The sequence below is a fragment of the Rhizobium sp. R693 genome (genome assembly GCF_002211315.1).
Lineage (GTDB): Bacteria > Pseudomonadota > Alphaproteobacteria > Rhizobiales > Rhizobiaceae > Rhizobium.
In genome coordinates this window covers 84702-99600 of record NZ_LOKY01000005.1, presented here as the reverse complement: position 1 = coordinate 99600, position 14899 = coordinate 84702, and the positions used below count along the sequence as shown (strand labels likewise).

Sequence of the window (14899 nt, the reverse complement as noted above, 5' to 3'; positions counted from 1 at the left end):
CCCGGATCGCTCCGGGCGGCTTTTCAATTCTCAGAACCAAGCTGCCGACTATTCGGCAGCCGGTGCGCTCTCGCCTGCGAGATCCTGCAGCATCGGCGTGGCGACATCGGCGCCCGTGCCCTTGCGGCGTTCTTCGAGGATCAGCTCGTCACGCGACGTAGCGATACGGCGGATCTGGGTCATCGTGCCACCGGTACCGGCCGGGATCAGGCGGCCGACGATGACGTTTTCCTTCAGCCCCTGCAGCCCGTCGGTCTTGCCGGCGATCGCTGCTTCCGTCAACACCTTCGTGGTTTCCTGGAAGGAAGCCGCGGAGATGAAGGACGGGGTCTGCAGAGACGCCTTGGTGATACCCAGCAGAACCGGATCGCCATAGGCGGGCTTCTTGCCCTGTTCGATCAGCGCGTCGTTGACGTCTTCGAGCTCGATACGATCGACGTTGTCGCCGACGATATAGGTCGAGTCGCCGGCATCGGTGATTTCCACCTTCTGCAGCATCTGACGGACAATCACCTCGATGTGCTTGTCGTTGATGACAACGCCCTGCAAGCGATAGACTTCCTGGATTTCGTTGACCAGGTACGAAGCCAGAGCTTCGACGCCCTTGATCGCCAGGATGTCGTGCGGAGCCGGGTTACCGTCGAGGATGTAGTCACCCTTTTCGATGTAGTCGCCTTCCTGAAGGTGGAAGGGCTTGCCCTTCGGGATCAGGTATTCGACAGGCTCGACACCGTCTTCCGCCGGTTCGATGATGACGCGACGCTTGTTCTTGTAGTCACGGCCAAGGCGGATCGTACCATCGATCTCAGCGATGATGGCGTGGTCCTTCGGACGACGAGCTTCGAACAGTTCGGCAACACGCGGCAGACCACCGGTGATGTCCTTGGTCTTGGCGCTTTCCAGCGGCGAACGCGCAAGAACGTCACCCTGGGAGACCTTCGTGCCCGGCTCGACCGACAGAATGGCGTCGACCGAGAGCAGGAAGCGAGCGTCACCGCCACGGGACAGCTTCATGACATTGCCGCTGGCGTCCTTGATGACGATTGCCGGCTTGAGGTCCGAACCGCGCGGCGTCGAACGCCAGTCGATAACCTGACGCTTGGTGATACCGGTGGATTCGTCGGTCGCTTCGAGAACCGAGAGACCGTCGATCACGTCTTCGAACTGAACAGTACCAGCCACTTCCGTCATCATCGGACGGGTGTAGGGGTCCCACTCTGCCAGACGCTGGCCGCGCTTGACCCTGTCGCCTTCGTCGACGTGCAGCTTCGAACCGTAAGCAACGCGCTGCGAGGAGCGCTCGACACCACGCTCGTCCAGGATCTGGACGGTCATGTTACGGCCCATCGCGACCAGAACGTTCTCCGAGTTGCGTAGAACGTTGCGGTTCTTGATCTGGATCGTACCTTCATACGAGGCTTCCAGGAACGACTGGTCGACCACGTTTGCAGTGCCACCAAGGTGGAACGTACGCATGGTGAGCTGCGTACCAGGCTCGCCGATCGACTGAGCCGCGATAACGCCGACTGCTTCGCCCATGTTGACGGGCGTGCCGCGTGCAAGGTCGCGACCGTAGCAAACCGAGCAAACGCCGGTCTGAACTTCGCAGGTCAGAGCCGAACGAATGCGGATCGACTGGATACCAGCCTTTTCGATCTCGATGACATCGGGCTCAAGGATCATTTTGCCAGCATCGACGAGACGCTCGCCGGTGACCGGATGATCGATATCATCAAGGGCCGTACGACCGAGGATACGCGCGCCGAGCGAGGCAACGACCTGACCGGCATCGACGATGGCGGTCATGGTGAGGCCCTTGTCGGTGCCGCAATCCACGAGGTTGACGATGCAATCCTGCGCGACGTCGACGAGACGACGGGTCAGGTAACCGGAGTTGGCCGTCTTCAGAGCGGTGTCTGCGAGACCCTTACGGGCACCGTGGGTCGAGTTGAAGTACTCGTTGACGGTCAGACCTTCCTTGAAGTTCGACGTGATCGGCGTCTCGATGATTTCACCCGACGGCTTGGCCATGAGGCCACGCATGCCGCCCAGCTGACGCATCTGGTTCGGAGAACCACGGGCACCGGAGTGCGACATCATGTAGATGGCGTTCATCGGCTTCTGGCGACCGGTGTTCGGATCGAACTCGACGGCCTTAATGCGTGCCATCATGTCCTCAGCGACCTTCTCGGTTGCCTTGCCCCAGGCGTCAACGACCTTGTTGTACTTCTCGCCCTGAGTGATCAGGCCGTCGTTGTACTGCTGCTCGTATTCCTTGACCAGATTTTCGGTGTCACCGACGATCTTTGCCTTGGTTTCCGGAATGACCATGTCGTCCTTGCCGAACGAAATGCCGGCGCGGCAGGCATGGGCAAAGCCGAGCTGCATGATACGATCGCAGAAGATGACCGTGTCCTTCTGGCCGCAATGACGGTAGACCGTGTCGATCATCTTGGAGATGTTCTTCTTGGTCATTTCCTGGTTGCAAACGTCGAAGGTCACCTTGCCGTTCTTCGGCAGGAGTTCGCCGATGAGCAGGCGGCCCGGAGTCGTTTCATAGATCTTCGAGTACGGCTTGCCGTCCTCGCCGATCGACTTGAAGCGGCCGCGGATTTTGGTGTGCAGCGTAACGACCTTGGTCTCGAGCGCATGGTGCAGTTCGCCGAGGTCGGAGAAGGCCATACCTTCGCCCGGCTCGTTCTGGTTCATGATCGCGAGATAGTACAGGCCGAGAACCATGTCCTGCGACGGAACGATGATCGGTGCGCCGTTTGCAGGGTGCAGGATGTTGTTCGTCGACATCATCAGAACGCGGGCTTCGAGCTGCGCTTCGAGCGACAGCGGCACGTGAACGGCCATCTGGTCACCATCGAAGTCGGCGTTGAAGGCCGTGCAGACGAGCGGATGCAGCTGGATGGCCTTGCCTTCGACCAGGGTCGGTTCGAAGGCCTGGATGCCCAGACGGTGCAGCGTCGGTGCGCGGTTCAGGAGAACCGGATGCTCGCGGATGACCTCGTCGAGGATATCCCAAACCTCAGGCTTTTCCTTTTCAACCAGCTTCTTGGCCTGCTTGACGGTCGAGGAGTAACCCTTGGCGTCGAGGCGGGCATAGATGAACGGCTTGAAGAGCTCGAGCGCCATCTTCTTCGGAAGACCGCACTGGTGCAGCTTGAGTTCCGGACCGGTCACGATGACCGAACGGCCGGAATAGTCGACGCGCTTGCCGAGCAGGTTCTGACGGAAGCGGCCCTGCTTGCCCTTGAGCATGTCGGACAGCGACTTCAGCGGACGCTTGTTGGCGCCGGTGATGACGCGGCCACGACGGCCGTTGTCGAACAGCGCGTCCACAGATTCCTGCAGCATGCGCTTTTCGTTACGGATGATGATGCCCGGAGCGCGCAGTTCGATCAGGCGCTTCAGACGGTTATTACGGTTGATAACGCGGCGGTACAGATCGTTGAGATCCGACGTCGCGAAACGGCCGCCATCCAGCGGAACCAGCGGACGCAGGTCCGGCGGGATGACCGGGACGACCTTCATGATCATCCATTCCGGACGGTTACCGGATTCCATGAAGTTCTCAACGATCTTCAGGCGCTTCATCAGCTTCTTCTGCTTGAGGTCCGACGTGGTGTCGGCAAGCTCGGAGCGCAGATCGCCAGCGATCTTCTCGAGGTTCATCGATGCCAGCATCTCGTAGATGGCTTCAGCACCGATCATGGCCGTGAACTGGTCCTCCCCGTATTCGTCGACGGCCAGCATGTACTCTTCTTCCGAGAGGAGCTGGTGCTCCTTGAGGGCGGTGAGGCCCGGCTCGGTGACGATGTAGTTTTCGAAGTAGAGAACGCGCTCTACATCTTTCAGCGTCATGTCGAGCAGCGTCGAGATGCGAGATGGCAGCGACTTCAGGAACCAGATGTGGGCAACGGGAGCTGCGAGCTCGATATGGCCCATGCGCTCACGGCGAACGCGCGACAGCGTGACTTCGACGCCGCACTTTTCGCAGATGATGCCCTTGTACTTCATGCGCTTATACTTGCCGCACAGGCACTCGTAGTCCTTGATCGGTCCGAAAATACGCGCGCAGAAGAGACCGTCGCGTTCCGGCTTGAACGTACGGTAGTTGATGGTTTCCGGCTTCTTGATCTCACCGTAAGACCAGGAAAGAATCTTCTCCGGAGAAGCAATCGAAATCCGGATGGAATCGAAGTTCTGTGCAGGCACCTGCGGATTGAAAAGATTCATGACCTCTTGGTTCATGCCTGTCTCCTTCATGGGCGATGCGCCCTTATCTTGCATGGACGGCGGCAAATCCCGGGAGCCGCGCCAACGCTCAAAACGACAATAACCGCAGAATGCGGCGAAATCGTCCCTGCCCGGCCGACACCTGTACGGGGCCAGAGCAGGAACGGTGTGCGCTGCATGACAGCGCACACCCGATCAGTGCTTACTCGGCAGCGTCCGGCAACTGGCTGGCCTGCTGCTCCTCGAGCTTCGAATTCTCGAGTTCGACGGAGAGACCGAGCGAGCGCATTTCCTTGACGAGAACGTTGAAGCTTTCCGGAATACCGGCCTCGAACGTATCGTCGCCACGGACGATGGCTTCGTAGACCTTGGTACGGCCGGCAACGTCGTCCGACTTGACCGTAAGCATTTCCTGCAGCGTGTAAGCTGCACCGTATGCTTCCAGAGCCCAGACCTCCATTTCGCCGAAGCGCTGACCGCCGAACTGCGCCTTGCCGCCCAGCGGCTGCTGGGTAACAAGCGAGTAAGGACCGATCGAACGGGCGTGGATCTTGTCGTCGACCAGGTGGTTCAGCTTCAGCATGTAGATGTAGCCAACCGTGACCTGGCGGTCGAACTGCTCGCCGGTACGGCCGTCGTACAGCGTCGACTGGCCGCTTTCCTTGAGACCAGCCAGAGCCAGCATCGCATTGACGTCACCTTCATGAGCACCGTCGAAGACCGGCGTTGCAATCGAAACGCCGCGCTTCCACTGGTCAGCCAGACGCAGAACCGAGTCATCGTCGAAGTCCTTGACCTGTTCGGCCTTCGGACCGTCGCCGACAACGTCGCCGATCGTCTTGCGCAGAGGCTCGATGTTGCCGCTCGCCTTGTAGGCTTCCAGCATATCGCCGATCTGACGGCCCATGCCGGCGCAAGCCCAGCCGAGGTGCGTCTCGAGGATCTGACCGACGTTCATGCGTGAAGGCACGCCGAGCGGGTTCAGAACGACGTCAACATGCGTACCGTCTTCCAGGAACGGCATGTCTTCGACCGGAACGATACGCGACACAACACCCTTGTTGCCGTGACGGCCGGCCATCTTGTCGCCTGGCTGGATCTTGCGCTTAACAGCAACGAAGACCTTGACCATCTTCATGACGCCCGGAGGCATTTCGTCGCCGCGCTGGACCTTCTCGACCTTGTCCATGAAGCGCTGTTCAAGGCGCGACTTGGATTCGTCGTACTGGCCACGCAGCGCTTCGAGTTCACCCTGGACCTTTTCGTCTTCGACGGCAAACATCCACCACTGCGAGCGGGGATATTCGGAAACGACGTTGTTCGCCAGTTCCGTGCCCTTCTTGAAGCCCTTCGGGCCGGCAATCGCGACCTGGCCACGCAGCATGTCCACCAGACGACCGTAGACGTTACGGTCGAGGATCGCCTGCTCGTCGTCGCGGTCCTTTGCAAGACGCTCGATCTCTTCTCGCTCGATAGCCATCGCGCGCTCGTCCTTCTCAACGCCGTGGCGATTGAAGACGCGCACTTCGACGATCGTGCCGTAGGTGCCGGGCGGCATACGCATCGAGGTGTCGCGGACGTCCGAAGCCTTTTCACCGAAGATGGCGCGCAGGAGCTTTTCTTCCGGCGTCATCGGGCTTTCGCCCTTCGGCGTGATCTTGCCGACGAGGATATCGCCCGGCTGAACTTCGGCGCCGATGTAGACGATACCAGCTTCGTCGAGGTTCTTCAGCGCTTCTTCCGACACGTTCGGAATGTCGCGCGTGATTTCTTCCGGACCAAGCTTGGTGTCACGGGCCATCACTTCGAATTCTTCGATGTGGATGGAGGTGAACACGTCGTCAGCAACGATACGCTCAGAGAGCAGGATCGAGTCTTCGTAGTTGTAACCGTTCCAGGGCATGAACGCGACGAGTGCGTTGCGGCCGAGAGCGAGATCGCCCAGATCCGTCGACGGGCCGTCGGCGAGGATGTCGCCACGGTTGACAACGTCACCAACGGTGACCAGCGGCCGCTGGTTAACGCAGGTGTTCTGGTTCGAACGCTGGAACTTCTGCAGGCGGTAGATATCGACGCCAGACTTGCCAGCTTCAAGGTCTTCCGTCGCACGGATAACGATACGCGTCGCGTCGACCTGGTCGACCACGCCGCCACGACGGGCGCCGATAGCAGCACCAGAGTCGCGGGCAACGACCGGCTCCATGCCGGTGCCGACGAACGGAGCTTCAGCGCGCAGCAGCGGAACGGCCTGACGCTGCATGTTCGAGCCCATGAGAGCGCGGTTGGCGTCGTCGTTTTCCAGGAACGGGATGAGAGCCGCAGCAACCGAAACGACCTGCTTCGGCGAAACGTCCATCAGGTTCATGCTGTCGCGCGGAGCGAGCATAACTTCGCCTGCGTGACGGCAAACAACGAATTCGTCGGTGAAGGAACCGTCGGCGCCGAGCTCGGCGTTCGCCTGTGCGACGTAGTACTTCGCTTCTTCCATAGCGGAGAGGTAAAGAACGTCGTTCGTCACCTTGCCATCAACGATACGGCGGTACGGGCTTTCGATGAAGCCATACTTGTTGACGCGAGCGAAGGTCGCAAGGCTGTTGATCAGACCGATGTTCGGGCCTTCCGGCGTTTCGATCGGGCAAATACGGCCGTAGTGGGTCGGATGCACGTCGCGGACTTCGAAGCCTGCGCGCTCGCGGGTCAGACCACCCGGGCCAAGTGCCGAGAGACGGCGCTTGTGGGTGATTTCCGAAAGCGGGTTCACCTGGTCCATGAACTGCGACAGCTGCGAGGAGCCGAAGAATTCGCGAACGGCAGCAGCTGCCGGCTTCGCGTTGATCAGGTCCTGCGGCATGACCGTGTCGATTTCGATCGAGGACATACGTTCCTTGATCGCACGCTCCATGCGGAGCAGGCCAAGACGGTACTGGTTTTCCATCAGTTCGCCGACAGAGCGAACGCGACGGTTACCGAGGTTGTCGATGTCGTCGATTTCGCCCTTACCGTCGCGCAGTTCGACCAGCATCTTGACCACGGCCAGGATGTCGTCCTTGCGCAGGATGCGGACGGTGTCTTCGACGTCGAGGTCGAGACGCATGTTCATCTTCACGCGGCCAACAGCGGAGAGATCGTAACGCTCCGCATCGAAGAACAGCGAGTTGAACATGGCTTCGGCCGAGTCCATTGTCGGCGGTTCGCCCGGACGCATGACACGGTAGATATCGAACAGAGCGTCCTGACGGTTTTCGTTCTTGTCCGCGGTCAGCGTGTTGCGGATGTAGGCGCCAACGTTGATGTGGTCGATACCGAGAACCGGGATCTCGTCGAAGCCGTTTTGCAGAATGATCGGCAGCGTCTTCTCGTCGATCTCGTCGCCCGCTTCGAGGTAAATCTCACCCGTCGAGTAGTTGACGATGTCTTCGGCGAGGTAGTTGCCGTACAGGTCTTCGTCGGTTGCCTTCAGAGCCTTGAGGCCCTTGTCAGCGAGCTGGCGGAGCAGACGTGGCGTCAGCTTCTTGCCGGCTTCGACAACGACTTCGCCGGTGTCGGCGTCAACCATTTCGGTGATTGCCTTGGCACCCTTGAGGGTCTCGGGCTTGAACGGAATACGCCAGCCCTTGCCGTCACGCTGGTAATCCGACTTCGTGTAGAAGGTCGACAGGATTTCTTCGCCATCCATACCGAGTGCCATCAGCAGCGAGGTCACGGGGATCTTGCGACGACGGTCGATACGGGCATAGACGATGTCCTTGGCGTCGAACTCGATATCGAGCCAGGAACCGCGATACGGGATCACGCGGGCAGCAAAGAGCAGCTTGCCGGAAGAATGGCTCTTGCCCTTGTCGTGGTCGAAGAAGACGCCCGGCGAACGGTGCATCTGAGACACGATAACGCGCTCGGTACCGTTGACGATGAACGTACCGTTGTTGGTCATGAGCGGCATGTCGCCCATGTAAACCGACTGTTCCTTGATGTCCTTGATGGACTTCGCGCCCGTATCTTCATCGATATCGAACACGATCAGACGAAGAGTAACCTTCAGCGGCGCGGCGTAGGTCAGGTCGCGCTGGCGGCATTCATCAACGTCAAACTTTGGCGGTTCGAATTCGTAGGACACGAATTCCAGCATGGAAGCGCCGGAGAAATCCGTGATCGGGAAAACAGACTTGAAGACAGCCTGAAGGCCCTCATCAGGGCGACCGCCCTTGGGCTCTTCAACCATCAGGAATTGATCATACGATGCCTTCTGAACCTCGATGAGGTTCGGCATTTCTGCGACTTCTGGGATCTTACCGAAAAACTTGCGTACGCGCCTACGACCATTGAACGAAAGGGTCTGAGCCATCGTCGCTCCTTCAAAAATTGCATCCGGGCCTGCAACGGACGGGAACCGATGGCCAGTCGACCCCGTCAATCAATGGGTAGTTCAATCTCGTCTCACTTCCCGAAATGTGAGGCCGGATTGCCTTCACGTCTCGGTTCGAGACCATCCTCTTGAAGAACCCATTACCCAAAAGCCGTTTTCACGCGGCTTTTGGGTAATTCGTTCCAGAAAACGGCAAATGGGAGGCCGGAAATCCAGCCTCCCAGATGCAGTTCAAGATTACTTAACGTCGACCTTAGCGCCGGCGTCTTCAAGCTTCTTCTTGATGTCAGCAGCTTCAGCCTTGGAAACGGCTTCCTTGACAGCCTTCGGAGCGCCTTCGACGAGGTCCTTGGCTTCCTTGAGGCCGAGGCCGGTGATGCCACGAACTTCCTTGATGACGTTGATCTTGTTAGCGCCGGCATCCGTGAGGATAACGTCGAACTCGGTCTTTTCTTCTTCAGCAGCAGCAGCAGCGCCTGCACCGCCAGCAACAGCAGCAACAGCTACCGGAGCAGCAGCGGAAACGCCCCACTTTTCTTCGAGAAGCTTGGACAGTTCTGCAGCTTCCAGAACGGTCAGCGAGGAGAGGTCTTCAACGATCTTTGCGAGATCAGCCATGTTATCAGTTCCTTTTGTTCGGTTCGAACCGGTGTTTTATAAACAGCAAAAAACCGCCTTATGCGGCTTCGTCCTTCTTGGCGTAAGCCGAAAACACGCGAGCAAGCTGGCTTGCCGGTGCTGCAACAACGCCTGCGATGCGGGTGGCCGGAGTCTGGATCATGCCCAGCAGCTTCGCGCGCAGTTCGTCCAACGACGGCAGGGTCGCAAGCGACTTGACTGCATCGGCGTTGAGCGTCGTTGTTCCCATGGCACCACCGAGAACAACGATCTTATCGTTGGTCTTGGCGAAATCCACGACGACTTTCGGAGCGGTGATCGGGTCATTGCTGTACGCAATGAGCGTCTGACCGGTGAAGAGATTGGAAATCCCTTCCGCTTCCGTACCCTGAAGGGCGATCTTGGCCAGGCGGTTCTTCGCGACTTTGACGGTACCGCCAGCTGCACGCATCTTTGAACGGAAGTCGTTCATCTGCGCGACTGTAGCACCAGCATAGTGGGCCACGACAACCGAGCCCGAAGCCTTGAAGACTTCGTTCAGTTCCGTGACGAATTCGCGTTTTTCCGCTCTTTCCACTGCCTATCTCCAGTTGGCAGGACCTTTTTGACGGGCCCCACCGGGTTGCCTTTTGCCTCCTGGGATCAAAAGAGATCCCAAGCGACGCTTGAGGATCCTGTCCCCTCGCGCTTCGCGCCAGAAAGGCCGAAGGCACAAGGCATCCAAGGCTCGAACCAAATTCCTAGAAGTAGAACTTCATGCAATTCGGGTCTTACCCGTCTCATGCAGGCCAAGTGATTAAGGGAAAACCACCTGCAATCTCGGACAGGATTCCGGATTTCTCCGGAATATTCCGGCCCCTTTCGAGGCCGGAATTCTTTAAACCGGGCCGAAGCCCGGCGAATTCGTTAAGCGGCCGGAGCCGTAACGGACGACGGGTCAATCTTGACGCCCGGACCCATGGTCGAAGAGATCGCTACGCGCTTGACGTAGTTGCCCTTCGCGCCAGCCGGCTTCGCCTTGATGACGGCATCAGCGAAGGCACGGATATTTTCTTCCAGAGCCTTTGCATCGAAGGATGCCTTGCCAACGCCAGCGTGAACGATACCAGCCTTTTCGACGCGGAACTCGACAGCGCCGCCCTTGGATGCCTTGACGGCACCAGCAACGTCCATCGTAACCGTACCAACCTTCGGGTTCGGCATCATGCCACGCGGGCCGAGAACCTTACCGAGGCGGCCGACGAGCGGCATCATGTCCGGGGTCGCGATGCAACGATCGAAATCGATCTTGCCGCCCTGGACGATTTCGACGAGCTCTTCAGCGCCGACGATATCTGCGCCAGCTGCCTTGGCTTCATCAGCCTTGGCGCCACGAGCGAAGACAGCAACGCGAACGTCGCGGCCGGTGCCGTTCGGCAGGTTGACAACGCCGCGGACCATCTGGTCTGCGTGACGCGGATCGACGCCGAGGTTCATGGCGACTTCGATGGTTTCATCGAACTTCGCGACGGCACGTTCCTTGACCATGCCGATAGCAAGGTTCAGAGCGTAGAGCTTTGTGGGATCAACACCTTCGTTGATCTTCTTGGTGCGCTTGCCAGCCATGGTCTTATCCTACCACTTCCAGGCCCATGGCGCGGGCAGAGCCCTCGATCATCGCCATTGCACCTTCGATATCCGCTGCGTTCAGATCCTTCATCTTGGCTTCTGCGATCGACTTGATCTGAGCCTTGGTGAGCTTGCCGGCGACGGCGCCCTTGCCAGGCGTCTTCGAACCGGACGTGATCTTCGCTTCCTTCTTCAGCCAGTAGCTTACCGGCGGCTGCTTCATCGCGAAGGTGAAGGACTTGTCCTGATAATAGGTGATGACGACCGGGATCGGCATACCCTTTTCCATTTCCTGCGTAGCGGCGTTGAACGCCTTGCAGAATTCCATGATGTTAATGCCACGCTGACCAAGCGCCGGGCCGATTGGCGGGGACGGGTTTGCCGATCCTGCCTTGACCTGAAGCTTGAGCTGGCCTGCAACCTTCTTAGCCATATCTCTCTGCCTTTCACTGACGACCGGTTGCCCGGCCAATAAATGCCGGATCGCTCCGGCGGCTGCGGTTGCGTGGTTCGGATTTTAGGACCCGGCTAAGGTGCCCTCACCTTCCACGCGCTTTGCGGCTTGCGCCGCAAGGAAGCAAGTCTGTAATCGACCGACTTCCGAACTCAGACCTTCTCGACCTGAGCGTATTCCAGCTCGACCGGCGTAGCGCGGCCGAAGATCGACACCTCCACCTTCAGGCGCGAACGCTCTTCGTCCACATCCTGAACCGTGCCGTTGAAGGAAGCGAACGGACCATCGGAAACGCGGACCTGCTCGCCGATCTCGAAGGTAACGGACGCCTTCGGCCGCTCGACACCTTCCTGAACCTGACCGAGAATACGCTCGGCCTCATAGTCCGGAATCGGAACGGGCTTGTTGTCAGAGCCGAGGAAACCAGTGACCTTCGGCGTGTTCTTGATCAGGTGGTAGGCCTCATCCGTGAGGTTGGCCCGAACGAGAACGTAACCTGGGAAGAACTTGCGCTCGGAATCGACCTTGCGGCCGCGACGCACCTCGACCACCTTTTCAGTCGGAACGAGAATTTTTTCGAACAGATGCTCGAGACCCTTCTGTCGAGCCTTGTTCTCGATGTCTTCCGCGACCTTCTTCTCAAAATTCGAATACGCGTGGACGATGTACCAACGTGCCGCCATGTTACTACTCCACCCGATCAGTTGCCGACGTTAAGCACGAAGCTCAACAGCCAGCCAATCAGCTGGTCAGCGGCAAAAAAGAACAGCGCGGCAAAGATCACCATTACAAGCACCATGACCGTCGAGATCATCGTCTCGCGGCGCGACGGCCAGGTAACTTTCGACGTCTCGGAGCGAACCTGCTGCAGAAACGTAATCGGATTGGATTTGGATGCCATCGACTGCCCACGCAATTACGGCGCGTAAAGCCGAACATATCAGCCCCACGCACCGCGTGTCTGTTGAACCCTACATAAACACCGATTCCCAATTACACAAGAGGGAAACCGAAGTTTAACGAACTTAGCCATACGTCGCCTTTCCGTCCGAACCGCCGCGAGATATCCGCGCTACTCGGTCAAGAAAGATGGCAGGGGCAGAGGGGCTCGAACCCCCGACCTGCGGTTTTGGAGACCGCCGCTCTACCAGCTGAGCTATACCCCTTTACGCTTTACATTCAGCTTCTTGGCCGACCGGCCGCGAAGCGCAACTGCAAGCATGGCGCTCCCTTTAAGGCGGGAGCGCGGGATTGGCAAGTGCGTTTTTTGATTTTTCCAATCCTGTATCACCGGCAAGGCTTGCGATCAGACCTTCACGTATTTGCGCCAGTCGTGCTCTTCCTTGAAGCCCAGCACTTCGCGGATCTTCCGGTTGGAGAGCAGGCCTTCATATTCGCCGATCTCGCGCGTGAACGGCACGTTCGGATAGAATCGCTTGGCGAGTTCCTTCGAAGGCGTATTGGCCGAGACGGTGTCGTTCGCCGCATTGAACACCTGATAGCCAAGCCCATCCTTCTCGATGCAGAGATGGCAGATCTGCCCCAGGTCGCGGGCGTCGATATAGCTCCAGGCGATTCGCTTGCGCATTTCCGGATTGGCGAAGTAGGTCGGGAACCGTTCGTACTCGTGCGGCTCGATAACGTTGCCTATGCGCAGCGCGTAGATGTCGAAGCCGGAGCGCTCGGCGAAGGCGCGGGCCGTCTTCTCATTCACCACCTTGGAGAGACCGTAGGAATCCATTGGGTTGACGTCGTAATCCTCCTCCAAGGGAAACTGGTGGAAGTCGCGATGGCCTTCGGCAAAGCAGACGCCGTAGGTCGTCTCGCTGGAAGCGACGATGATCTTGCGGATGCCGAGCTTCACCGCCGCCTCGATGACATTGTAGGTGCCCATCGTGTTGATGCGGAAGGTCTCGTTGTCGGGCTTGATGAGGATGCGCGGGATCGCCGCGAAATGCACCACGGCGTCGAAGGGCTGAACGCCCCTCCCCGCATCGAGATCAGGAAAGTCCCGATGCATTGAAAGCGCATTGAATATCTGGCCGCTGTCCGTGATATCGGCGATTAGATTGGTTACGCCGGGACTATCAAAAGGGACCAGATCGACGTTGTGAACCTCATAGCCGGCATTGACCAGCCATGGCACTGCATGACGCCCCGCCTTGCCCGAACCACCCGTGAAGAGAATGCGCTTTTTCATCATGTCCTCCCATACGAAATCGGAGGGATAGATAAAGCCTTTGCAATCCAGCGCAAGGCCATCGCTGAAGTAGAACGGCCACCAGTGGCGACATCATTTCCGGAGAGCGCAAAGAGAAAAAGCCCCGCTGTTTCCAGCGGGGCCTCTTAAATCCGGATAATCCGAAGCTTACTCGACGATGGAGGCGACGATGCCTGCGCCGACGGTACGGCCGCCTTCGCGGATCGCGAAGCGCAGCTTTTCTTCCATCGCGATCGGAACGATCAGCTCGACGTCAACCGTGACGTTGTCGCCAGGCATAACCATTTCCGTGCCTTCCGGCAGCGTGACGATGCCCGTGACGTCCGTCGTGCGGAAGTAGAACTGCGGACGGTAGTTCGTGAAGAACGGCGTATGACGGCCGCCTTCTTCCTTCGTCAGGATGTAGGCTTCGGCCTTGAACTTCTTGTGCGGCTTGACGGAGCCCGGCTTGCACAGGATCTGACCACGCTCGACGCCGTCACGGTTCACACCGCGAACGAGAGCGCCGATGTTGTCGCCAGCCTGGCCCTGGTCGAGCAGCTTGCGGAACATTTCAACGCCGGTCACCGTCGTCTTCGAGGTCGGGCGGATGCCGACGATTTCAACTTCTTCGCCAACCTTGACGATACCGCGCTCGACGCGACCGGTCACAACCGTACCACGGCCCGAGATCGAGAACACGTCTTCGATCGGCATCAGGAACGGCTGGTCGATCGGACGCTCAGGCGTCGGGATGTAGGCGTCAACAGCAGCCATCAGCTCGCGGATCGCGTCTTCGCCGATCTTCTTGTCGCTGTCTTCGAGAGCAGCCAGAGCCGAGCCCTTGATGACCGGAATGTCGTCGCCCGGGAAGTCGTAGGACGACAGAAGTTCGCGCACTTCGAGCTCGACGAGCTCGAGAAGCTCGGCGTCGTCAACCTGGTCGACCTTGTTGAGGAACACGACGATTGCCGGAACGCCAACCTGACGAGCGAGCAGGATGTGCTCGCGGGTCTGCGGCATCGGGCCGTCAGCAGCTGAGCAAACCAGGATCGCGCCGTCCATCTGGGCAGCACCGGTGATCATGTTCTTGACGTAGTCGGCGTGGCCGGGGCAGTCAACGTGGGCATAGTGGCGGTTCGGGGTCTCATACTCGACGTGCGCCGTCGAGATGGTGATGCCGCGAGCCTTTTCTTCCGGAGCCGCGTCGATCTGGTCGTACGCCTTGAACTCGCCGAAATACTTCGTGATCGCTGCCGTCAGAGACGTCTTGCCGTGGTCAACGTGGCCGATCGTGCCGATGTTAACGTGCGGCTTGTTGCGCTCAAACTTACTCTTTGCCATTTGAATGCTTCCTGTGAACGAAATGGATGACCCCGGCGAACCGGTTTAGTGCCGCCGTTTAAGGCTT

Annotated in this window: 10 protein-coding genes and 1 tRNA gene; all 11 read right to left on the bottom strand. The window is 58.8% G+C overall.

Annotated features, from left to right (window positions below):
- Positions 1–48: 48 nt before the first annotated feature.
- A complete protein-coding gene (gene rpoC, locus ATY79_RS06805) occupies positions 49–4260 on the bottom strand; it encodes a DNA-directed RNA polymerase subunit beta' (protein ID WP_088691784.1) in 4212 nt (1403 codons plus the stop codon).
- Positions 4261–4447: 187 nt separating this feature from the next.
- Complete coding sequence (gene rpoB / locus ATY79_RS06800; protein WP_088691783.1) at positions 4448–8587, bottom strand: DNA-directed RNA polymerase subunit beta; 4140 nt, start codon at positions 8585–8587, stop codon at positions 4448–4450.
- Between the two features lie 258 nt (positions 8588–8845).
- Positions 8846–9226 carry a 50S ribosomal protein L7/L12 gene (gene rplL / locus ATY79_RS06795; RefSeq protein WP_037138717.1) on the bottom strand — a complete coding sequence of 127 codons (381 nt, stop codon included), beginning with the start codon at positions 9224–9226 and terminating at the stop codon, positions 8846–8848.
- Between the two features lie 58 nt (positions 9227–9284).
- Positions 9285–9803: a 50S ribosomal protein L10 gene (gene rplJ, locus ATY79_RS06790; RefSeq protein ID WP_037138714.1), complete on the bottom strand. Its 519-nt coding sequence runs from the start codon at positions 9801–9803 to the stop codon at positions 9285–9287.
- Positions 9804–10132: 329 nt separating this feature from the next.
- A complete protein-coding gene (rplA, locus tag ATY79_RS06785) occupies positions 10133–10831 on the bottom strand; it encodes a 50S ribosomal protein L1 (protein ID WP_007791995.1) in 699 nt (232 codons plus the stop codon).
- 4 nt (positions 10832–10835) lie between these two features.
- Complete coding sequence (rplK, locus tag ATY79_RS06780) at positions 10836–11267, bottom strand: 50S ribosomal protein L11 (RefSeq protein ID WP_007791992.1); 432 nt, start codon at positions 11265–11267, stop codon at positions 10836–10838.
- 173 nt (positions 11268–11440) lie between these two features.
- Positions 11441–11971 carry a transcription termination/antitermination protein NusG gene (gene nusG, locus ATY79_RS06775; RefSeq protein WP_007791989.1) on the bottom strand — a complete coding sequence of 177 codons (531 nt, stop codon included), beginning with the start codon at positions 11969–11971 and terminating at the stop codon, positions 11441–11443.
- A 17-nt stretch (positions 11972–11988) separates the two neighbouring features.
- The gene (gene secE, locus ATY79_RS06770; protein ID WP_088691781.1) at positions 11989–12189 is read right to left on the bottom strand and encodes a preprotein translocase subunit SecE; all 201 of its coding nucleotides are present in this window, start codon (positions 12187–12189) and stop codon (positions 11989–11991) included.
- A 189-nt stretch (positions 12190–12378) separates the two neighbouring features.
- Positions 12379–12454, bottom strand: a tRNA-Trp gene (locus ATY79_RS06765).
- A gap of 140 nt (positions 12455–12594) precedes the next feature.
- Positions 12595–13488 carry an NAD(P)-dependent oxidoreductase gene (locus ATY79_RS06760; protein ID WP_088691780.1) on the bottom strand — a complete coding sequence of 298 codons (894 nt, stop codon included), beginning with the start codon at positions 13486–13488 and terminating at the stop codon, positions 12595–12597.
- Positions 13489–13656: 168 nt separating this feature from the next.
- Positions 13657–14832, bottom strand: coding sequence for an elongation factor Tu (gene tuf / locus ATY79_RS06755; RefSeq protein WP_018857113.1), 1176 nt, complete (start codon positions 14830–14832; stop codon positions 13657–13659).
- Positions 14833–14899 lie beyond the last annotated feature (67 nt).